The 21,324-nt window shown below is 63.4% G+C and carries 20 protein-coding genes; 15 read left to right on the top strand and 5 right to left on the bottom strand.

Translation table 11 applies throughout. The annotated features are described in order from the left end of the window. Positions 1–22 precede the first annotated feature (22 nt). Positions 23–907, top strand: a complete 885-nt coding sequence (locus AC07X6_RS07960; protein WP_494790599.1) for a dienelactone hydrolase family protein — start codon at positions 23–25, stop codon at positions 905–907. A gap of 76 nt (positions 908–983) precedes the next feature. Here the strand turns inward: AC07X6_RS07960 and AC07X6_RS07955 are convergent, their stop codons facing one another. After that, positions 984–1,241, bottom strand: coding sequence for a hypothetical protein (locus AC07X6_RS07955; protein WP_494790664.1), 258 nt, complete (start codon positions 1,239–1,241; stop codon positions 984–986). On the opposite strand from AC07X6_RS07955, the gene AC07X6_RS07950 reads away from it, so the two are divergent. Beyond that, positions 1,153–1,911, top strand: a complete 759-nt coding sequence (locus tag AC07X6_RS07950; protein ID WP_494790598.1) for a ZIP family metal transporter — start codon at positions 1,153–1,155, stop codon at positions 1,909–1,911. The genes AC07X6_RS07955 and AC07X6_RS07950 overlap by 89 nt on opposite strands. 276 nt (positions 1,912–2,187) lie before the next feature. Continuing rightward, entirely contained in the window at positions 2,188–3,924 is a 1,737-nt protein-coding gene (locus tag AC07X6_RS07945; protein ID WP_494790597.1) for an ABC-F family ATP-binding cassette domain-containing protein, read from the top strand. Positions 3,925–3,967: 43 nt separating this feature from the next. Here the strand turns inward: AC07X6_RS07945 and AC07X6_RS07940 are convergent, their stop codons facing one another. The 3 genes from AC07X6_RS07940 to AC07X6_RS07930 are packed head-to-tail and all read right to left on the bottom strand — an operon-like array spanning position 3,968 to position 6,917. Beyond that, entirely contained in the window at positions 3,968–4,819 is an 852-nt protein-coding gene (locus AC07X6_RS07940; RefSeq protein ID WP_494790596.1) for a sulfurtransferase, read from the bottom strand. Positions 4,820–4,832: 13 nt separating this feature from the next. Beyond that, positions 4,833–5,756 carry a DMT family transporter gene (locus AC07X6_RS07935; protein WP_230541553.1) on the bottom strand — a complete coding sequence of 308 codons (924 nt, stop codon included), beginning with the start codon at positions 5,754–5,756 and terminating at the stop codon, positions 4,833–4,835. A 60-nt stretch (positions 5,757–5,816) separates the two neighbouring features. Next, a complete protein-coding gene (locus AC07X6_RS07930; RefSeq protein ID WP_152284338.1) occupies positions 5,817–6,917 on the bottom strand; it encodes an aromatic ring-hydroxylating oxygenase subunit alpha in 1,101 nt (366 codons plus the stop codon). A 406-nt stretch (positions 6,918–7,323) separates the two neighbouring features. On the opposite strand from AC07X6_RS07930, the gene AC07X6_RS07925 reads away from it, so the two are divergent. The 10 genes from AC07X6_RS07925 (at position 7,324) to AC07X6_RS07880 (ending at position 17,984) form a co-directional block, all read left to right on the top strand. Further along, positions 7,324–7,575 (top strand): exodeoxyribonuclease VII small subunit, encoded by a 252-nt coding sequence (locus AC07X6_RS07925; protein ID WP_034784821.1) that lies wholly within the window; start codon positions 7,324–7,326, stop codon positions 7,573–7,575. Continuing rightward, entirely contained in the window at positions 7,575–8,486 is a 912-nt protein-coding gene (locus AC07X6_RS07920) for a polyprenyl synthetase family protein (protein WP_442908088.1), read from the top strand. Before AC07X6_RS07925 ends, AC07X6_RS07920 begins: the two co-directional genes overlap by 1 nt. Further along, positions 8,487–10,355: a 1-deoxy-D-xylulose-5-phosphate synthase gene (dxs, locus tag AC07X6_RS07915; RefSeq protein ID WP_494790595.1), complete on the top strand. Its 1,869-nt coding sequence runs from the start codon at positions 8,487–8,489 to the stop codon at positions 10,353–10,355. A gap of 164 nt (positions 10,356–10,519) precedes the next feature. Next, positions 10,520–12,613 carry an FUSC family protein gene (locus tag AC07X6_RS07910; RefSeq protein ID WP_494790594.1) on the top strand — a complete coding sequence of 698 codons (2,094 nt, stop codon included), beginning with the start codon at positions 10,520–10,522 and terminating at the stop codon, positions 12,611–12,613. Positions 12,614–12,820: 207 nt separating this feature from the next. Further along, positions 12,821–15,385: a TonB-dependent receptor gene (locus AC07X6_RS07905; RefSeq protein WP_494790593.1), complete on the top strand. Its 2,565-nt coding sequence runs from the start codon at positions 12,821–12,823 to the stop codon at positions 15,383–15,385. Between the two features lie 19 nt (positions 15,386–15,404). Further along, positions 15,405–16,553 carry a cytochrome-c peroxidase gene (locus tag AC07X6_RS07900; RefSeq protein WP_494790592.1) on the top strand — a complete coding sequence of 383 codons (1,149 nt, stop codon included), beginning with the start codon at positions 15,405–15,407 and terminating at the stop codon, positions 16,551–16,553. A 265-nt stretch (positions 16,554–16,818) separates the two neighbouring features. Next, positions 16,819–17,004, top strand: a complete 186-nt coding sequence (locus tag AC07X6_RS07895) for a hypothetical protein (RefSeq protein WP_077399643.1) — start codon at positions 16,819–16,821, stop codon at positions 17,002–17,004. Positions 17,005–17,089: 85 nt separating this feature from the next. After that, positions 17,090–17,470 carry a glutaredoxin family protein gene (locus AC07X6_RS07890; RefSeq protein WP_230541546.1) on the top strand — a complete coding sequence of 127 codons (381 nt, stop codon included), beginning with the start codon at positions 17,090–17,092 and terminating at the stop codon, positions 17,468–17,470. 30 nt (positions 17,471–17,500) lie between these two features. Beyond that, entirely contained in the window at positions 17,501–17,692 is a 192-nt protein-coding gene (locus AC07X6_RS07885) for a hypothetical protein (protein ID WP_099403302.1), read from the top strand. A gap of 91 nt (positions 17,693–17,783) precedes the next feature. After that, positions 17,784–17,984 (top strand): hypothetical protein, encoded by a 201-nt coding sequence (locus AC07X6_RS07880; protein WP_230541545.1) that lies wholly within the window; start codon positions 17,784–17,786, stop codon positions 17,982–17,984. A gap of 52 nt (positions 17,985–18,036) precedes the next feature. On the opposite strand, the gene AC07X6_RS07875 is transcribed toward AC07X6_RS07880, so the two are convergent. Beyond that, on the bottom strand, positions 18,037–18,591 hold the full coding sequence (locus AC07X6_RS07875) for a cob(I)yrinic acid a,c-diamide adenosyltransferase (RefSeq protein WP_230541544.1): 555 nt from the start codon (positions 18,589–18,591) through the stop codon (positions 18,037–18,039). Between the two features lie 152 nt (positions 18,592–18,743). Here AC07X6_RS07875 and AC07X6_RS07870 point away from each other — a divergent pair, with 152 nt between their 5' ends. Together AC07X6_RS07870 and glcE are read left to right on the top strand one after the other, a co-directional pair. Further along, positions 18,744–20,234, top strand: coding sequence for an FAD-linked oxidase C-terminal domain-containing protein (locus AC07X6_RS07870; RefSeq protein WP_230541543.1), 1,491 nt, complete (start codon positions 18,744–18,746; stop codon positions 20,232–20,234). Between the two features lie 15 nt (positions 20,235–20,249). Then, positions 20,250–21,320 carry a glycolate oxidase subunit GlcE gene (glcE, locus tag AC07X6_RS07865; RefSeq protein WP_494790591.1) on the top strand — a complete coding sequence of 357 codons (1,071 nt, stop codon included), beginning with the start codon at positions 20,250–20,252 and terminating at the stop codon, positions 21,318–21,320. The last annotated feature ends 4 nt before the right edge of the window (positions 21,321–21,324 follow it).

Raw genomic sequence — 21,324 nt, 5'->3', positions numbered from 1 at the left:
GCAACATTTTCAGGAGAAGCGCATGAGCGACATGATCACCGATTGTGAAAGTTTGCTGGGCCAGAGCAGCGTGTCCGGGCCGGACGGCCGGCGTGGTTTCCTGAAGGTGGCGCTGGGGGCGGGCTTTGCCGTGGCCGTGCTGCCCGTGGCGGCGCAAAACGTCATCAAGACGGATTCCGCCGGCCTCGTCACGGGCAGCATGTCGGTGATGGTCGATGGCCAGGCCGTGCCCGTGTACGCGGCCCAGCCGGAAGGCAAGACGGGTTTGCCCGTGGTATTGGTCATTTCGGAAATCTTTGGCGTGCATGAACATATCGCCGATATGGCGCGCCGCTTCGCCAAGCAGGGCTACCTGGCGCTGGCGCCCGACCTGTTCGTGCGCCAGGGCGATCCCACCAAGGTGGCCAGCATTCCGGAATTGATGAAAAGCATCATCGCCAGGACGCCGGACGCGCAAGTGATGGCGGACCTCGATGCGGTTGTTGCGTGGGCGAAACAGAATGGCGGCGATACGAGCCGCCTGGGCATCACGGGTTTTTGCTGGGGCGGGCGCATCACGTGGTTGTACGCGGCGCACAATCCGGCCGTCAAGGCGGGCGTGGCCTGGTATGGCCGCCTCGTGGGCGATCCGACTCCCTTGCAGCCGAGCAACCCTATCGACATCGCCGCCACCTTGAAGGTCCCTGTGCTGGGCTTGTATGGCGGCAAGGATACGGGCATTACGCAGGAATCGATCGGCAAAATGAAAGACGCGCTGGCCAAGGGCGGCAACAAGTCGGAATTCGTCGTCTATCCCGATGCGGGCCACGCCTTCAATGCCGATTACCGCCCCAGCTACGTGGCGGCCGATGCGAAAGACGGCTATGCGCGCTGCCTGGCCTGGTTCAAGACACACGGCGTGGCGTGATCCGCAACAGAAAATACCTGAATTTTCCAGAAATTGAACCGAAAGGCGCACCGGGCTGTAAAATGCCCGGTTCGCGTCAATGCAGTACAATTGCATCTTCACTGCGCCACGCTGCCGCCAAGCGCGCACAAGATTGAATAATAAGCAACATCATACAGATCAAGCCAGACGCCAGCATTGCGGGCGCCCGTAGGCCGGCGCCATTTTGAGGTAAGAAAATCATCGATCCCGTCCTTATATCCATTTTGCTCGCGACCACGATCGCGGGCGTCTTCAGCATTACCGCGGCGGCGATCTTTTCGTTTGCATTCCTGTCCAAGGTGGTCGAGCGCATGGTCAGCTTGTCCGTCGGCATCATGTTGTCGACGTCCTTGCTGCACGCCTTGCCGGAAGCGTTCGAGTCCCAGGCGGACCCGCGCAGCCTGTTCGCCACCCTGCTGGCGGGCTTGCTGGCCTTTTTCATGCTGGAAAAATTTGCCATCCTGCGCCATTCGCACCACCACGAAGGCGATGGCCACCACCATGCGCACGGCCACGACAAGCACGAGGCGGGCAAGGCCGGCTGGATGATCCTGGTCGGCGACGGCATGCACAACTTTACGGACGGCATTTTGATCGCGGCCGCCTTCCTGGCCGACCCGAAACTGGGCCTGGTGACGGGCCTGGCCATCATCGCGCATGAAATCCCGCAGGAAATCGGCGACTTCATCGTGCTGCTCAACGCCGGTTTTTCGCGCCTGCGCGCCTATGTGTTCAACTTGCTGTGCAGCATGATGGCGGTGGCGGGCGGCCTGCTCGGCTATTTCACCCTGGACCGCGCCAGCAATCTGATTCCTTACGTGCTCGTGTTCGCCTCGTCCGGCTTCATCTATATTGCCTTGTCCGACCTGATGCCGCAGATGCAGCGCCGCGCCACCTTGCGTGAAACCATCCCGCAAGTGCTGCTGATCGCGCTGGGCGTGTGCATCGTGCTGTTTTTGACGCACAAGCGCCACGGCGGTTGATACGCCGTTCTGTCGGCGCAGTGCCACCTATGCTATATTGCCTTTCTGACTAACTTGCCCAGAAAGGAGGAAAATATAATGGAAGAAAATTTGTTGCTCGCCTTGTGGCGCGCACGCTCTTTAAGCGCATTTGCCAGCTCTTGCCCACGTTCTATCGCGCTGCGATAACCTGGCCAGAGCAAAGTTACCCTCCTCTACGAGTCCTTTCCTGGTACTCCGTTGTCGTTAGCGCTCCTGTTAACGCGGATGCTTGCATCCCGAACAAAGACAAGAGCCATGACTACCCTTATCTCGACACAAGCTTTACAACTGGATACCCACGACGGTTTCCTCTTCAATGAACTCGCCTTTACCTTGCGCCAGGGCGACCGCATCGGCCTGATCGGCCACAATGGCTGCGGCAAATCCACCTTGCTGGGCTTGCTCAGCGGCAGGCGGGAAGCCACTGCCGGCACCATCCACTATGCCCGTGCCTGCCGCTTGCAGCACGTGGAACAGCACTTGCCGCCGGAACTTGCCAAGCTGAGCCTGTACGACGCCTTGCTGGCGCCCGTGCTGGACCAGCCCGAGCTGCATTGGCGCGTCGACAGCCTGCTGGCCGAGCTGGGCTTCGAGCACGAGACGGCGCAAGTGCCCGTGCATTCCCTGTCCGGCGGCCAGCACACGCGGCTGCTGCTGGGGCGCGCCCTGCTGCAGGAGCCGAACGTGCTGCTGCTCGATGAGCCGAGCAATCACCTGGATTTGCCGTCGCTGCTGTGGCTGGAGCAATTCCTGCTGCGCTGGCGCGGCGCCTTCATCCTCGTCTCGCACGACCAGCGCCTGCTCGACAACGTGGCCACGCGCAGCTGGATCTTGCGCGATAGCCGCCTGTACGACTTCGACTTGCCGTGCGGCCCCGCGCTGGCGGCGCTGGCCGAAGCCGATGTGGCCGCTGCCGCCCGCCATGCGGCGGAACAGAAGGAAATCGACCGCCTGGCCGTCAGCAGCACCCGCCTGGCGCTGTGGGGCAAGATCTACGATAACGTCGGCATGGCGCGCAAGGCCAAAAGCATGCAGCGGCGCATCGACAAGCTGCAGGACGAGCAATCGTTCGTCAGCGATGGCGCACCCTGGCGTTTGAGCCTGCGCGGCAAGGCGCTGGCGGCCGACCAGCTGCTGGCGCTCGACGGTCTGGACGTGCGCGCCGTGCCCGCTTCTCCCGTGCTGTTCCAGGCCGGCCAGCTGTGGCTGAAGCCGGGCGACCGGGTCGCCTTGCTGGGCGCCAACGGCAGCGGCAAGTCGTCTTTGCTGCGCCTGTGCTGGCAAGCGATCCAGGCGCAGGAGGAGCGCAGCGACTTGCGCTACCACAAGGCGGCCAATATCGGCTATTACGACCAGTCGCTCAGGCAACTGGCCGATACGGCCGATTTGTCCGACGCGCTGTACCCGTTTGCCGTGCAAAACGAAGCTGCGCGCAGCCAGGTGGCGCGCAAGCAAGCCTTGATTGCGGCCGGTTTCCCGTATGCGCGCCATGGCCAGACGGTGGCGACCCTGAGCGGCGGCGAGCGGGCGCGGCTGCTGTTCCTGGGGCTGTCGCTGGCCAGCTATCATTTATTGTTGCTCGATGAACCCAGCAACCACCTGGACATGCAGGGCAAGGCGGAGCTGGGGCAAGCCTTGCGCGGCTTTGCAGGCGGCTGTCTGCTGGTGTCGCACGACCGCGACCTGATCGAAACGGCTTGCAACCGTTTTTGGGTGGTGGCCGATGGCCAGCTGGAAGAGTGGCCGGACGCGGCCAGCGCGTATGCACGGCTGAGTGTGGAAGATGGGCAAGCGTTGACGCCAGTGGTGCGCGTGGAGCATGCGTCTGCGATACTGACCGACATCGACCTGCAGCTGGAACGCCTGTGCGAACTGGAGCAATTGCTGGCGGAAGACCTGGCGCGAAAACCGCGCCACCAGAAGCCGGCCAGCCAGCAGGCGTGGCAGGCGGAGCTGGAGCAGTTGAATCAATCGCTGGGGATAACGTCATAGTTATCCACCGGGCATGAAAAAGCGGACCGAGGTCCGCTTTTTTTTAGTTACCCGTCGCCACCGGCCGCGCCGGATCGGCGCACCACTCGCTCCACGAGCCCGGATACAGGGACGCGCCTTTCAAACCGGCCACTTCCAGGGCCAGCAGGTTGTGGCACGCCGTCACGCCGGAGCCGCATTGCATGATGGCCGCTTGCGGTGCATCAAACAGGGCGCCGAAGTCGCGCCGCAGTTCTTCCGCGCTTTTAAAGCGGCCATCCGCTTGTAAATTATCCTTGAAGAAACGGTTTTTCGCGCCGGGGATATGGCCGCCCACGGGGTCGATGGTTTCGTTCTCTCCCCGGTAGCGGTCGGGGGCGCGCGCGTCGATCACCGTCATGGCTTGCGTTGTCAGGTTGGCGATGACGTCCTGCACGCTGACCGTGCGCACCAGGCTGGCTTTTTCCGTCAGTTTGCCGACAGGGCGCGGTGCCACGGGCGTGACCAGGGGTAAACCTTGCGCCTGCCAGGCGGCCAGGCCGCCGTCGAGCACGGCGACGGCTGGGTGGCCGAGCCAGCGCAACAGCCACCACAGGCGGGCGGCGAACATGCCGCCCTGGCCGTCGTACGCCACCACTTGCGTATCGTCAGCGATGCCCCAGCCGCGCAGGGTGGCCAGCAGGGCGTTGCGATCCGGCAAGGGATGCCGTCCCGTAAAGTCCGGGCCGCGCGCCGTCTTGGGGCCGGACAGGGCCGTATCGATGTCGGCAAACTGCGCATTCTGGATGTGGCCGGCGGCAAACGCGTCGCTGCCGGCGGTCGGGTTGAGCAAGTCGTGGCGGCAATCGAGGATCACCCAGTTGCTGTCATTCAGGTGGCTGGCCAGTTCGCTGGCCTGGATCAAGGTGGTGTACATCAGGAACGCTCCTTTACACTTCGCTGGCGATGGGATCCGTGCGCGCAATGGCCGCGCCACGGGCCGTGTTGCGGGTATTGTAATAGGTTGCCGCGATGCCCGAGGCGAGAATGATGCCGATGCCCGTCCAGCCATGCCAGTCGAACAAGTCGCCAAAGATCACCACGCCCCAGAAGCTGGAAAAGACGATGCCTGTGTATTGCAAATTAGCAACAACGAGGGTCTTGCCCAGGCGATAGGCGCGCGTCATGGCCATCTGCGCCATGGTGGCGCACAGGCCGATGGCGGCCAGCAAGCCAATGCCGTAGGCGCTCGTGTGCGCGTGCCAGACGACGGGGCCGCCTCCGGCGCTGGCCACGTGGCCGATCACGCCGGCCAGGAAATTGACGACCGAGAAATAGAACACGACCCGGTATTCGGGTTCGCCCAGCAAGCCCAGTTTGCGCACCTGCAGGTAGGCGAGGGCGGACAGCATGCCGGAAATCAAGGCCGTGATGGCGCCGGCCGCCTGCTCCGTCTCGAACACGGGTTGCAGCAGCAGGGTCACGCCGACAAAGCTCATGGCAATCGCCGCCACCAGCGGCCACTCGACCTGTTTCATGCCTTTCCACCAGCCGCCGGCGAGCAGGATCACGGCGATCCAGATGGGCGCCATATAGTTCAGGGTCATGGCCGTGGCCAGCGGCAGGATGGCGATCGCATAAAACCACAGCCACAGGGCGATCACGCCCACTACGCCGCGCCACAGATGCTGGCCCGGCATCGTGGTCTTAAAGCTGCCGCCCTGGTACAGAATCGTGCAGCTCATGACGAGCATGCCGATGATGCCGCGATACATGACGATTTCGGAGGTCGAATACAGATCCGACGCCAGTTTCACGCACACGCCCATGATGGCGAACATAAAACTTGCAAAAAGCATCCACAACGATTGCATTGGATTCCTGAAAAAATGAGAGGATAAAAAAAGGGCCGCGCAATGCGGCCCTTCTGCTAATTACAGTTCGATATTGCTGCGGTACCACTCGTGGAAATGCTGCATGCCGTCTTCCATGGGCGATTGGTAAGGGCCCACTTCGCTCACGCCGCGCGCCATCAGGGCCTTGCGGCCCGCATCCATGCGCTGGGCGATTTCATCGTCCTCGACGCAGGTTTCCATGTAGGCAGCCCGTTCCGCTTCGACGAAGTCGCGCTCGAACAGCACGATTTCCTCTGGGTAATAGAACTCCACCACGTTGCGCGTCTTTTGCGGACCATCGGGCCACAGGGTCGAGACGATCAGCACGTGCGGATACCATTCCACCATGATGTTCGGATACAGGGTCAGCCAGATGGCGCCATACGGTGGCGCTTCGCCGCCGCGGAATTGCAGTACCTGCTCCTGCCATTTCTTGTAGGCGGGCGAGCCGGCCTGCTGCAGGCCGCGGTGCACGCCGACCGTTTGCACGCTGTAATCCTTGCCGAATTCCCAGCGCAGGTCGTCGCAGCTGACGAAGCTGCCCAGGCCCGGGTGGAACGGTTCCACGTGATAGTCTTCCAGATAGACTTCGATGAAGGTCTTCCAGTTGTAGTCGCACTCGTGGATTTCCACGTGGTCGAACATGTAGCCGGAAAAATCGAGGTCTTTCGAGACGGACAAATCTTTCAATTTTTCCATCACGTTGTAGCCATTTTGCTCGAACAGCAAGCCATTCCAGCTTTGCAGCGGCGTTTTCGACAGGTTCAGGCACGGCGTCTCGGGGAAGTGCGGCGCGCCGATCAGTTCACCCTTGAGGTCGTAGGTCCAGCGGTGCAGCGGGCAAACGATGTTATTGGCATTGCCGCGGCCATTGAACATCAGCGCCTGCCGGTGGCGGCACACGTTGGACAGCACTTCGATGCCATTGGCGTTGCGCACGAGCATGCGCCCTTCGTTCTCAGACGCCAGGGTCGCAAAATCGCCGGTTTCCGGCACCATCAGCTCATGCCCGACATAGCGCGGGCCGGCTTGGAACAATTGCTGCATTTCACGCTGCAACAGCGTTTCGTCAAAATAGACGTGGACCGGAAGTTGCGCGTTTGAACGCGCCAGCTTGGCGTGAGTAGCCAGATCGGACATCCCAACCCCCCATAAATGTACAACGGTCAGCAGTGCCCCAGGCCATTCCTTGGCAGCCGCTACAGAGAGAAAGAATCCGCAAAGACCTGAATTCAAATTTGTTGAAACGGTATTTCGGACAGAACCGGCGATTATAGCGCGGATCGGCCTCGGCATTGCCAAAACCCCCCGGCAAATAGGGTACTTTAATGAGAAACATTGTCATTTACCGTGTCATTTCCGGCGAATGGGGGCGATTACGCTAAAATCCACTGACAAGCTGGCAACGTCTTCCCCTTTGAGCGCGCCGATTGCGCTTAAGTTTTCACTTAATAGTGTGGTTTGTTCTAAAATAACGCTTCTATGCTGGCCGGGAGTCCCCGGCGTCTCCCTACAAGCCCCTCGTGCCACGAAGAGATCTGAGTCTATGTCGAAGAAATTAACTGCCGCTGCCGCAGCGCCGGCCTCGTTTGAAGAGGCAATGGCGGAACTGGCGCAGCTGGTAACGCAAATGGAAGCGGGCCAGTTGCCGCTGGAAGCATCGGTCGCGGCGTATCAGCGCGGCTCGGAACTGGTCAAGTATTGCGCAAGCCAGCTCGACAGTGTCGAAGCGCAGGTGAAAGTATTGGAAGGCGACATGTTGAAACCGTTCGTCGATGCCGGCGAGGCCGCACAATGATGGCCAGCGTACAAGATAACACCGGCGTGACCTTCGGCGACTGGATGCAAGCGACCCAGTCGGGCGTGGAAGGCCGGCTCGACCAGTTCCTGCCGGCGGCAGACGTGGTGCCCCACAAGCTGCACGCGGCCATGCGCTATGCGCTGCTGGGCGGCGGCAAGCGCGTGCGCCCGCTGCTGGTGATGGCGGCTGGCGAACTGTTTGATGCCGATCAAGATACCCTCGCGCGCGCTGCTTGCGCGCTGGAAATGATTCACGTGTATTCGCTCGTGCATGACGACATGCCGTGCATGGATGACGATGCCTTGCGCCGTGGCAAGCCCACCGTGCACATCGCCTACGATGAAGCGACGGCCCTGCTGGTCGGCGACGCGCTGCAATCGCAAGCGTTCATGCTGCTGGCCGACGGTGCGGCCATTCCTCCGGCGCGGCAAATGGCCATGATCAAGCTGCTGGCGCACGCCTCCGGTTCGGCAGGCATGTGCGGCGGCCAGGCGATCGACCTCGACAGCGTCGGCCTGGCCTTGACCTTGCCGCAGCTGGAACAGATGCATCAACTCAAAACGGGCGCCTTGCTGCGCGCGGCCGTGATCCTCGGTGCGCTGGCTGGCAAGGACTTGACGGCGGACGAGATGACGGCGCTGAACGCGTATGCGCGCGCCGTCGGCCTGGCGTTTCAGGTGGTCGACGACGTGCTCGACGCGACGGCCGATTCGGCCACCCTGGGCAAGACGGCGGGCAAGGATGCGGCCGCCAATAAGCCCACTTACGTATCGATACTGGGGCTGGAACCATCGCGGGCCCTGGCAGAACAATTGCGGTGCGACGCCCATGCGGCGCTGGCGCCATTCGGGGACAAGGCACGCCGTCTGCGCGAGCTGGCAGACCTGGTCGTGCAGCGGAAGGCATAAATGAAACTGTTAGAAACCATCAATGAACCAGCGCAAGTGCGCAAGCTGGCCCGCTCGCAACTGGTGCCGCTGGCGCAGGAATTGCGCAGCTTCCTGCTCGATTCCGTTTCCAAGACGGGCGGCCACCTGTCGTCCAACCTGGGCACGGTCGAGCTGACCGTTGCGCTGCATTACGTGTTCAACACGCCGCACGACCGCATCGTCTGGGACGTGGGCCACCAGACCTATTCGCACAAGATTCTCACCGGCCGGCGCGAGCGCATGCATACCTTGCGCCAGAAAGACGGCATTTCCGGCTTCCCCAAGCGCGACGAGAGCGAATACGACACGTTTGGCACGGCGCACTCGTCGACGTCGATTTCCGCCGCGCTGGGCATGGCGCAGGCCGCCAAGATCAAGGGCGACCCGCTGCACGCGATCGCCGTGATCGGCGACGGCTCGATGACGGCCGGCATGGCTTTTGAGGCGATGAACAATGCTGGCGTGCAGGAAGACGTCAATTTGCTGGTGATTTTGAACGACAACGACATGTCGATCTCGCCGCCCGTGGGCGCGCTGAACCGCCACCTGGCGCGCCTGATGTCGGGCCAGTTCTATGCGGCAGCCAAGAATGTTGGCAAGTCCGTCTTGCCCGGTCCCGTGCTGGAATTGGCGAAGCGCTTCGAAGAGCATGCCAAGGGCATGGTCGTGCCCGCCACCATGTTCGAGGAATTCGGTTTCAATTACATCGGCCCCATCGATGGCCACGACCTCGATTCGCTGATCCCGACCTTGCAAAATATCAAGCAATTGAAGGGTCCGCAATTCCTGCACGTGGTCACCAAGAAGGGCCAGGGCTACAAGCTGGCCGAGGCGGAGCCGATCCTGTACCACGGCACGCCGAAGTTCAATCCCTTGGAAGGCATCAAGCCGGCCACGGCGCCGGGCAAGATGACGTACACGGAAGTGTTCGGCAACTGGCTGTGCGACATGGCCGCGCACGACAAGCGCCTGGTGGGCATCACGCCCGCCATGCGCGAAGGCTCGGGCATGGTCAAGTTCGAACAGCAATTCCCGAACCGTTATTTCGACGTCGGTATTGCCGAGCAGCATTCCGTGACGTTTGGCGCAGGCCTCGCCTGCGAAGGCTTGAAACCCGTCGTGGCCATCTATTCGACATTCCTGCAGCGCGCCTACGACCAGCTGATCCACGACGTGGCCCTGCAAAACCTGGACGTGACGTTCGCGCTGGACCGCGCCGGCCTGGTGGGCGCCGACGGCGCCACGCACGCGGGCAATTACGACATGGCGTTTTTGCGCTGCATCCCGAACATGGTCGTCATGGCCGCATCGGACGAAAACGAATGCCGCCAGATGCTGACGACGGGTTACCACTATCCGGGCCCGGCCGCCATCCGCTATCCGCGCGGCGCCGGTGCCGGCGTGGCCATCGTGCCGGAACTGACCAGCATCGAGATCGGCAAGGGCGAGCTCAAGCGCCAGGGCAAGCGCATCGCCATCCTGGCCTTCGGCTCGATGGTGGCGCCGAGCGTGGCGGCGGGCGAGAAGCTCGACGCGACGGTGGCCAACATGCGTTTCGTCAAGCCGCTCGACGTGGCGCTGGTGAAGCAGCTTGCTGCGGATCACGATTACCTGGTGACGGTGGAAGAGGGCTGCATCATGGGCGGCGCCGGTTCGGCCGTGGCCGAAGCCCTGGCGGCGGAAGGGATCGTCAAGCCGATTTTGATGCTGGGCTTGCCCGACGTCTTCATCGACCATGGCGACCCCGTGCAGCTGCTGAAAAGCGTGGGCCTGGACGCTGCCGGCATCGCCGCCTCGATCGAGCAGCGTTTCCCGGCAGCCGGACCGCGCCTGGCGATGGTCAGCTAAGGTTGCTTGTCCGCATGAAAAGCGGCACTGCGGTGCCGTTTTTTTTCGTCCGCAGGGATTTTACGCTGCACTGCAACATTTTTCGTCCGGGAATGCTACGATGACGCTTTGATACCCTTTCAAAGCCGATCTTGCATTTCAGGAAACTCCACCGCCGTTCGCGCATGCTGGCAAGCCGCTGGCTGACGGGCATGCACGCCTACACCGATACCCTGGCGCAGCGCCGTCCCCTGTGGATGGTCAGCCTGGCCATTGACGAAACGAACTTGTCCGAAGGCTTGCGGGCGGCCTGCGCCTCGAGCGCCATGCTGCTGCTGGGCTTGCTGTTCGACCATCCCGATTTTTCCTGGGCCGCCATCGGCGCCTTCTGGACTTGCCTGGCCGACGCGGCGGGCACGCGGCGCATGCGTTTCGTGTCGATGCTGGGCTTCGGCCTGCTGTCGACGGTGGCCGGCGGCCTGACGGCGCTGGCCGCCGGCCATGGCATGGCGACGGCGGCCGTCGCCGTGCTGCTGTTTTCCTGGGCCGGCGCGCTGGCGCGCATCTGGGGCGCGGCCACGGCGCAAGTGGCCATCCTGGCGGCCACGGCCTGCGTGGTGATGGTCACGCACCCATTGGCATCGATGACGCAAAGCGCGCCTTTCCTGGGCCTGTACATGTTCGGCTGCCTGTTTGCCACCGTGCTCAGCTTTACGGTCTGGCGCATCCATCCGTTCGGCCCGAGCCGGCGCGCTATCCGCGCCGCGTATTCGCGCCTGGCCGGCATCGCGCGCGACAATGCGCGCTTCCTGGAACAGGGCCCGGAGCAGCCGGACGCGGCCGCGCATGGCGCCAGCTACCGTTCGCAGGCGCGCGCCGCGCTGGAGGCGGCGCGGGTGGCGCTGGCCGCCGTGCCGCCCGCGCGCGCGGGCCGCAGCGCCCTGTACGACAACCTGCTGCTGGCGCTCAGCGACGCCGAGCGCATCTTCGCCTACCTGATCGCCGTCACGCATACGTGCGAGCGCGAGCAGCAGCGGCTGCGCCAGGACCCGCGCGCGCGGCGCAGCCTGGAAGTGATGGCCGTGCTGCTGCGCCGCCTGGGGCAAGCCGTGCAGCGCCAGCCGGAAACGCCGCCTTTGGCCTTGCAGCGCCGCCTGGCCGCGTGCGGACGGCGCCTGGAAGCGGCGCTGGGCGCCTTGCTGCCGCTGCGCCTGAACGTCGACTTCATGGAACTGGGCTTGCCGCGCGCGGCGCAGCTGCCGTGGCGCGAGGCGGCGTTCCTGGCGCTGGGGCAGGCGTGGCAGACGGCGAAAGTCAACGCCACGCCGCAGTCGCTGAGCTGGCGCCATGCGGCGCGCGTGTCGCTGGCGACGACGGCGGGCTTCCTGCTGGTCGAGGCCTTGCACATTCCCTTCGGCTACTGGGCCACCATGGCGACCTTATTGATATTGCAGCCGTCCGTGTCGACCACCTGGCCGCGCGGCATTGAGCGCGTGGCGGGCAGCGTGCTGGGCGCCGTGCTGGCCGTGCTGATCGGCCTGGCCGTGCACACCCCGCTGGCGATTTCGCTGGTGGTGTTTCCCCTGATCGTCGCCACCATGGCCTTGCGCCGCGTCAGCTACAGCCTGCACGTGCTGTTCATGACGCCCGCCTTCGTGCTGGTGGCCGACTATGCGGCGCCGGCCAGCGAGATGGTGTATGCGATGAGCCGCCTGGGCAACAATGTGCTCGGTTGCGTGCTGGCCCTGCTGGCCACGTTCTTCCTGTGGCCGGACCGCGAGGCGGACGACCTGGACCAGCGCCTGGCGAAGGCCGTGTCGGCCAACCTGAAATACCTGCTGGCCGTGCTGGCGGCCGGCGGTAAATGGGACAGCGCCATCGCGCGCCTGCGCCGCGAGGCGGGGCTGGCCAGTAATAACGCGGAACAAGTCTTGCAGCGCTTGCGCATCGAACGCCGCCTGGACCGCAGCAGCGGCGTGGGCCTGGCGGCGCTGCGCACCTTGCCGCTGCTGCGCCGCGTGGCGGGCAGCACGGCGCGCATCAGCCTGAGTCCCCAGGCCGAGCCGGCGCCGCCCGAGCTGCAGCAGTGGATTGCCGAGGTCAGCGGGGAAATCGATGCCCTGCTGCGCGGTGTCCCTCCGGCATCCGCGCCCGGGTCCTGTGCGGCCGAGGGTTTGACTGCCTTGCAGGCCGACGCCGTGGCGCAGGTGCAGTTGCTGCGCGGCTTGCTGCGCGAGCATGTGCATGCGCAGCCGTCCACGGTGGCGGCTCCCGCATAAGCGAGCGGCGTGACGCAGATGCGACAGGCTGCCCAAAATTTTTACGCACGTCAAAAAAACAGCCGAGTTTTGATCTTCCTGTCTTGTAAATGCGAATAGTAATAGTTATCATTTACAATTGGCAGCATGAGAAGACGACACTGGAGGACCAAGTGAAGGGCGGCATCATGAGACTGCCCCTTTCCCATCCGTAGTTGAAGGTTCTTCATGTCTTCCATTCTTACCCTGCGCCAGTCCGTGCTGGCCATCGGCCTGGCCTTTGGCGCCAGCGCCGCCACGCCATCTGTTGTTGCCGCCGAAGCCAAGCCCGACGACGCCGCAGCGCAAGTGCTGCCTGAAGTGCGCTTGCAGGCCGAACGTGTCTCCGTCGGCGAACAGCGCCTGGACCGGCGCCAGATCGAAGCGATGAATGGCATCGACGGCAATGTCACGAGTTTGTTGCGCATCAACCCCAGCGTGCAATTCGATAACAAGCAGCAAGCGTCCGCCACCCAGGGCGAGCTGGCGCCGGCCGACATCAGCATCAACGGCGCCAAGTTCTACGACAATCTGTACCAGATGGATGGCATGTCGCTCAACAACGATATCGGCCCCACCAACCATCCCGGCAAGAGCGTCGGCAACACCAACAACAATACCACGCCACCGTCGGCCAGCCAGGGCTTTGCCGTCGACACCAGCCTGCTGTGCGACGTGACGGTGCTCGACGCGAACATCGGCGCCGAGTATGGCCGCTTCAAGGGCGGTGTCGTAAAAGCCAATACCTGCGCGCCCACGCGCAAGCTGTCCGGCCAGGTTTCCGTGGAAAGCACGCGCTCGTCGTGGATGCAATACAAGCTCAACGACAGCCAGCGCGACAGCGCGGCCAATTCGGCCACGGCCGATTTGCAGCCCGAATTCGAGAAATGGACTTACCGCGCCGCGCTGCAGGGCAAGGTGACGGAGAATTTCAGCCTGATCGGCAGCCTTGTCCGCAAGACCTCGGAAATCCCCCTGAACGCCTATGTCAACGGCTTGCAAAGCGCCGGCGACGCCAATCGCAAGGTACAAAAGCGCGGCAGCGACAATGCCTTCGTGCGCGGTTTCTGGACCATCCGCCCCGGCGTGCTGGCCGATTTCTCGCTCATGCATGCGCCGGCCAGCGGCGATTATTTTCTTGCTAACTCGAAAAACAGCAACTTCCACCTGCAGAGCGGCGGCAATGGCGTCAACCTGGGCTTGACGCACCCGCTGGCGCTGCTGGGCAACGCCACGGCGGAACACCGTTTGAGCTGGAACAGGATGGACAGTTCGCGCCGTGCCGATGCCAGCATCTGGAAATTGTGGCGCTACTCGAATGACAAGAACTGGGGCGTGAAGACGACCGGCTCGGCATGGAATAGCGGCGAGGGCGGTTATGGCGACGTGGATCAGGAGCAGGAAAACGCCCAGTATCAGGGCAAGCTGAAGTGGGAACCCGTCGACTGGCTGGGCGCCTCGCACACGCTCCAGGCGGGGCTGGAACTGGGCACGCAGCGTTCGAGCTACCGCCGCAATACCCAGTATGAACAATACACGGGGTCGCGCGATATCAATTCCTGCAATATGGCGGGCGGCGGGGTGGATGCGCAGTTTTGCTCCCTGGCCAGGCCCTGGAACGCGGCGCCGAACGTGCGCGGGCAGTACCTGGAGCAGCGCATCATTTTTTACGCGGGCGCCTATGAACTGAGCAACAAGACGCGTGGCGCCTTCCTGCAGGACGACGTCAGGCTGGGCGACGTGCGCCTGCGCCTGGGTGCGCGCTACGATGCGGACGACCTGTCGCCGAAGTCCAGCATCGCGCCGCGCCTGTCGGCCTTCTGGGACGTGGCCGGCAAGGGCACGACGCAGATCGAGGTGGGCGCCAACCGCTACTATGGCCGCAATTTCTTCGATTTCTATGCGCGCTCGAAACGCCTGACACTGCAGACCGCTGCGCAAAAGCGTACCGTGGCGGGCGGCCTGCTGAAGGATTGGGCGGCGCCCGAGATGGCCACCAACTGGGCCTGGTACAAGACGGGCGAGATGAAGGTGCCGTACACGGATGAAAAAATGCTGGGCATCAGCCAGCAATGGGGTGGCGTGAAGTGGAGCGCCAAGCGCGTGCTGCGCGAAGGCCGCGACGAGATGGTGCAGCACCTGGAATCGGCCGCGAATTACCGCTGGGACAACATCGGCCGCAGCGACAGCAAGGTGTGGACCCTGGCCGCCGAAACGGCGCGCCCGCTGCGCTGGGGCGGCAGCGCCACGCAGCTGCACTTCGGCTATGACCGCACGCGCACCACCAGCACGCATGCCGATTACGACAACACCCTGAACGAACTGTCGGACGACCTGGGCAAATACATCTATTACCAGGGCAAGTTCATGCGCTGGATCGATCGTCCCGCCAACAATTACAACCGGCCATGGACGGCGCGCCTGCTGCTGTCGACGGACCTCCCCGCCTACCGCCTGAAAGTCGACAATTTCTTCCGCGTGCGGGGGCCGGAAACGGGCATGGTGGCGACGGGCGAGGCCAAGCTGTTCGACGGCGAAGAGGCCAACGTCTTCAAGGACATTACGGTGGGCAAGTCGATCACCTGGGACTTGCGCGTGCAGTACGCGCTGCCGAAGACGGGGCCGGGCGAGGGCTTCGTGAACCTGGGGATAGAGAACGTAAGCAACCGCAGCAATCCCCTGTTCCAGTCGACGACCGATGTCGTGTATGAAAAAGGCCGCCAGTTCACGCTGGAACTCGGCTACCGATTCTAATGAATGCATGGGCAGGCGCATGAAAACTGTATCCCACCTGAAAAAAACCACGGCCGCCCTGGCCGCCTTGCTGGCGGGCGGCGCCCTGTTGCTCAGCCTCGATGGCCAGGCGCGCGAAGGCGCGGCGGCCAGCGTAGAACCTTGCGCCAGCGCAAGCGGCTGGGACCTGGCCTGTCTGCGCCAGATCTATGTCCGGCCCATTGCCGGCTGGCCTCTCCCGCACGTGCCTGAAGGCGTGACGCCGCAGGAAATGGCGCCCGTGTCGGCCATGCCCGCGCCGCTGGTGGCGCCGGCCGTGGCGGCGCTGGGGCAGCGCCTGTTCAACGACCCGCGCTTGTCGCGCTCGAACGCGGTGGCTTGCCTCAGCTGCCACAGTCCCGCGCACAGCTTTGCCGACAGCAAGCGTGTTTCCGTCGGGCATGAGGGCCGGCTGGGACAGCGCAATACGCCGGGCTTGCTGGGCGTGGCGCAGATCAAGCCGCTGTTCTGGGATGGCCGCGCCAGCACCCTGGAAGAGCAGGCGCTGGGCCCCTTGCAGCATCCGGACGAGATGGCCATGGACGTGCCGGCCCTGGCGGCCAAGCTGGCCGCGCTGGACGATTACCCGGCGCAATTCAATGCTGCTTTCGGCAAGAAAGATGGCGTGACCTTGCCGCGCATCCTGACGGCGCTGGCCGACTACCAGCGCACGGTGTTGCCGCCCGTCACGCGTTTCGATACCTTTCTGGAGGGCGAACGCACGGCCCTGAACGACCGTGAACTGCTGGGCCTGCACCTGTTCCGCACCAAGGCGCGCTGCATGACCTGCCACAGCGGCGCCCTGCTGACGGACCAGCAATTCCACAACCTGGGATTGACGTATTACGGGCGCAAGAAATATGAAGACCTGGGACGCTACCTGGTGACGGGCAAGGATGAGGACGTGGGCAAGTTCCGCACGCCCGGTTTGCGCGGCGTGGCGCAATCGGGGCCGTGGATGCACAACGGCCTGTTTCCGCAGATGGTAGGTTTGCTGAACATGTATAACGCGGGCATGTCGCGCCCCGTGCCGCACAACGCGCAGCAGGCGGCCGATCCGAAGTTTCCCGTCACCTCGCCCCTGCTGCAGCCATTGCAGCTGACGTCCGGGGAAATCATCGCGCTGAAGAGCTTTCTGGAAGCCCTGTAGCCGCTCGGCCGGTTGCGCCCGCAACCGGCCTTTATCTGCTTGCGGCGCCGATATTGTATAGACGTTTGGCGCCTTCCAATCTCTCCAAATTCCACATTTCAGGGGCTTCCCCGATATATTTTCCAAATTGGAAATTTATCGGAAGGAAACGTTGACTCTAAAATAAGTGCGGTCTATATTCGATTTTGTAGCAAGCAAAGATGAAATTTCTTACGACTGGTCTGACGTGATTGCCTGAGGCAATTGCTAACATGGAGAGTAGTAAATGAAAAAGATTGCAGCATTTATTTTTACCCTGGGATTGAGTGCTTCCTATGCCTTCGCTTCGGATATCGGCTGCTCTGTCTGCGAGGAAGAATGGCGGGAGTGCACGATGCAAAATGGCGACAGGTCCCCATTTTGCATAGGCAGCTACAAAAACTGTCTGAAAGTCTGCGAGATCGGCGCCTGATATCCGTTTTTTTGTATTGCAAGGCGGCCGGTAGCCGTATTTTTCACTGGCCGCCCCTCGATCATCCACGCCTCCGATAACACCTATGATGCAGAAAAAAATTAAAACCATCGCCATGTATGGCTTGATCCTGGCGGCCGGCCTGGGCAGCGGTTACGGCCTGTCCTTGCTGCCTGGCTTGCTCAAAGCGGATTACACGGAAGGCAATTACGCCGCGTATTTCCCGAATGCGCAGGCCAAGGTGGTGCTGTACGGCACGGACTGGTGCGCTTATTGCGCCAAGACGCGCGCGTATTTCAAGGAAAACAAGATCGAATTCGTCGATCTCGATATCGAGAAATCGCCGGCAGCGAAACAAGCCCATGAAGCACTCGGTGGCGGCGGCGTGCCCGTGGTGCTGATCGGCAACCGCAAGATCCAGGGCTTCAATACGGGTGCGCTGGAAGCGGCGCTGAAGAAAATATGACGTTGCAACTTTTAACCTGAAAGGCTGACCATGTTCAAAAAGATTGCCGCTTTCCTGTTCGCCGCCGGCGCGGCCTTGTCCTTCAGTGCCCAGGCATTTGGCCCTGACTGCACCTTTGTCTGCGAACGCAACCTGCTCGATTGCGTGGAATTCGGCCAGCCGGCCTGCATGGAAAATTATCAGGCTTGCCAGAAGGAGTGCCTGCGCCCGCCGCGTCATTGACGCGCCGATGCCTTACCCGCTCATGGATGGCGCGTAAGAGACGGCGCGCCATGGATGTCAGTGATCGTCTGTCAATTCAACAGGAGTGCTTATGTTCAAAAAACTGGGGTTCTTTTTGTTTGCCATGGGCGTCAGCGCCTCGTATGCGATGGCCGGCGACGGTGACCTGGAATGCTATCTGACCTGCGACGACAAACTGGAACAGTGCATGATCAACCATCCGACCTCGCCAGGTGCCTGCACCAAGGCACATATGCTGTGCAACGACCGCTGCGATCCGTACTTGCCGTAAATAAATGATTTTGCCGGCCAGCCAGCACGCTGGTCAGCCGGTAGCGGCGGCCTTATCCCCGCGTGCGGTCATGCCGCCACAGCACGTCGCTGCCGCCGGCGAAGCGGTTGAGCACGCGCGACAGCACGAACAGCAGGTCCGACAGGCGGTTCACGTACTGGCGCGGATGTTCGTGCAGGGGTTCCGCATTGGCCAGGGCGACGATGCTGCGCTCGGCGCGGCGGCATACGGTGCGGCACACGTGCGCCAGCGAGGCGGCGCGCGAACCGGCCGGCAGGATGAATTCGGAGAGGGCCGGCAAGTCCGCATTGTATTTCGCCAATAACGCATCGAGGCGCAGCACATGCTCCTCCTTGATCAGCTGGTAGCCGGGAATGCAGATTTCTCCGCCCAGGTCGAACAGGTCGTGCTGGATGGCCACCAGCTCCTCGCGCAAGGCGTCGGGCATGGCTTCGCACAGCAGCAAGCCGATGTTGGAGTTCAGTTCGTCCACGTCGCCCATGGCGTGGATGCGGGCGCTGTCCTTGCTGGTGCGGCTGCCGTCGCCCAGGCCGGTGCTGCCATTGTCGCCCGTGCGCGTGGCGATTTTCGAAAGTCGGTTGCCCATGATGTCGATCCTGTCAAGAAGAATGGGGGCAGCATACGACACTGCGCGCCGCCTGGCCGCGGATTTGCCTGCAAATCGGACAAAAAATGCGCTGTGCGCCACTTTTGTGCTTACAATCGTTGCACGCCCATGCACTTTTGTTCATTTTTCCTATGCTCAATGCCGCCCCCGAATCCGGATTGACCGCCGCGCGCCAGCAAACCGTCGTCGCGGCCCTGCTGGCCGTGCTGCCGGCCCGCTGCGTGCTGTCCGACGCGGAAGATACGCGTCCCTACGAATGCGACGGCCTGGCCGCCTACCGCCAGCTGCCGATGGTGGTGACCCTGCCCGACACGGAGGAACAGGTGATCGCCATCCTCGGCGTCTGCCGCGAACTTGGCGTGCCGATCGTGCCGCGCGGCGCCGGCACGGGCTTGTCGGGCGGCGCCTTGCCCATCGCCGACGGCGTGGTGCTGTCGACGGCGCGTTTGAACCGCATCGTGCGCCTCGATGCCTATGCGCGCACGGCCGTGGTGCAGCCGGGCGTGCGCAACCTGGCCATTTCCGAAGCGGCGGCGCAATATTCGCTGTATTACGCGCCCGACCCCTCGTCGCAGATCGCCTGCAGCATCGGCGGCAACGTGGCGGAAAACTCGGGCGGCGTGCATTGCCTCAAATACGGCTTGACCGTGCACAATGTGCTGCGCGTGCGCGTTGTTACCATTGATGGCGACGTGCTGGAATTGGGCGGCGAATGCCTGGACTCTCCCGGCCTCGACCTGCTGGCCGTCTTCATCGGCTCCGAAGGCATGCTGGGCATCGTCACGGAAGTGACGGTCAAGCTGATACCGAAACCGGCGACGGCGCGGGTCATCATGGCCTCGTTCGGCGACGTCGTCACGGGCGGCAATGCCGTGGCCAACGTGATCGCCGCCGGCATCATCCCGGCGGGGCTGGAAATGATGGACCAGACCTCGTCGCGCATGGTCGAACCGTTCGTCAAGGCCGGCTACGACACCGATGCGGCGGCCATCCTGCTGTGCGAAGCGGACGGCACGCACGAGGAAGTGGAAGAGGAAATCGCCCGCATGACGGCTGTGCTGGAAGGGGCGGGCGCCAGCGCGATTGCCGTGTCGCAGTCGGAAGCGGAGCGCATGAAATTCTGGTCCGGCCGCAAGAACGCGTTTCCCGCTGCCGGGCGCATCTCGCCCGACTACTACTGCATGGACGGCACCATCCCGCGCAAGCGCCTGGCGGAAGTCCTGACGGGCATCGCCGCCATGGAAACGACGCATGGCTTGCGCTGCGCCAATGTGTTCCACGCGGGCGACGGCAATTTGCACCCGCTGATCCTGTTCGACGCCAACATGCCCGGCGAATTCGAGCGCGCCGAAGCGTTCGGCGCGGACATCCTGGCCCTGTGCGTGGCCGTGGGCGGCACGATTACGGGCGAACATGGCGTGGGCATGGAAAAGATCAATTCCATGTGCGTGCAATTTACGCGCGCCGAACTCGATGCCTTCTTTGCCGTCAAGCGCGCCTTCGATCCCCATACCCTGCTGAACCCGGACAAGGCGATTCCCACCTTGAACCGCTGCGCCGAATTCGGCAAGATGCATGTGACGGCGGGGCGCCTGCCGTTCGCCAACCTGCCCCGTTTTTAACCGCCGGAGACTCCTTTGCAAGCGATAGTGGAACAATTCAGGCAGCAGATCCTCGCTGCCGGCGCGGCGGGCAAGCCCTTGCGCCTGCGCGGCGGCGGCACGAAAGACTGGTATGGCCAGCAGCTCGATGGCGAGGTGCTCGATACGCGCGCGTATGCGGGCATCATCGACTATGAACCGACGGAGCTGGTGATCACGGCCCGCTGCGGCACGCCGCTCGCCGAGATCGAGGCGGCGCTGGCCGCGCGCAACCAGATGCTGGCCTTCGAGCCGCCGCACTTCGGCCCCGGCGCCACGCTGGGCGGCGTCGTCGCCTGCGCGCTGTCCGGCCCGCGCCGGGCCAGCGCGGGGGCCTTGCGCGACTTCGTGCTGGGTGCCGTGCTGCTGGATGGCCACGGCGAACGCCTGGCCTTTGGCGGGCAGGTCATGAAAAACGTGGCCGGCTACGATGTCTCGCGCCTGCTGGCGGGGTCCCTGGGCACCCTGGGCCTGATCCTGGAAGTGTCGCTGAAGGTGCTGCCCCTGCCGCTGCGCGAAGCGACCTTGCGCGTGGCGTGCGCGGAAATCGCCGCCTTGCGCTTGCTCAATGAATGGGCCGGTCAACCGCTGCCGATATCGGCCAGCTGCTGGCACGATGGCGTCTTGAGCGTGCGCCTGTCCGGCGCCGAGGCGGCCGTGTCGGCGGCGCTGCAGTCGCTGGGGGGCGAGCTGCTGGCGCCCGATGACGCGGCCGCCTTCTGGCTGTCCTTGCGCGAGCAGACGCACGACTTTTTTGCGGGCGCGGGCAGCCTGTGGCGGCTGTCGCTGCCGCCGCACGCCAGCGCCGTAATCGTCAAGGGGCGCCAGCTGATCGAGTGGGGCGGCGCGCAGCGCTGGCTCAAGCTCGACGCCGACGCCGATGCGGCCGGCGCGCAAGACATCCGCCAGGCGGTGGCTGCCGCTGGCGGCCACGCCACCCTGTTCCGCGGCGGCGACAAGGCCGTGGGCGTGTTCCACCCGCTGGCGCCGGCCGTTGAGAAAATCCACCAGCGCCTGCGGCAGGCGTTCGACCCGGCCGGCATCTTCAACCCGCACAGAATGACTTGAGCGC

The organism is Janthinobacterium sp. GW460-12-1-14-LB5, from assembly GCF_059423585.1.
The sequence above is the reverse complement of the archived record's forward strand: the minus strand, read 5'-3'. Positions and strand labels throughout refer to the sequence as shown.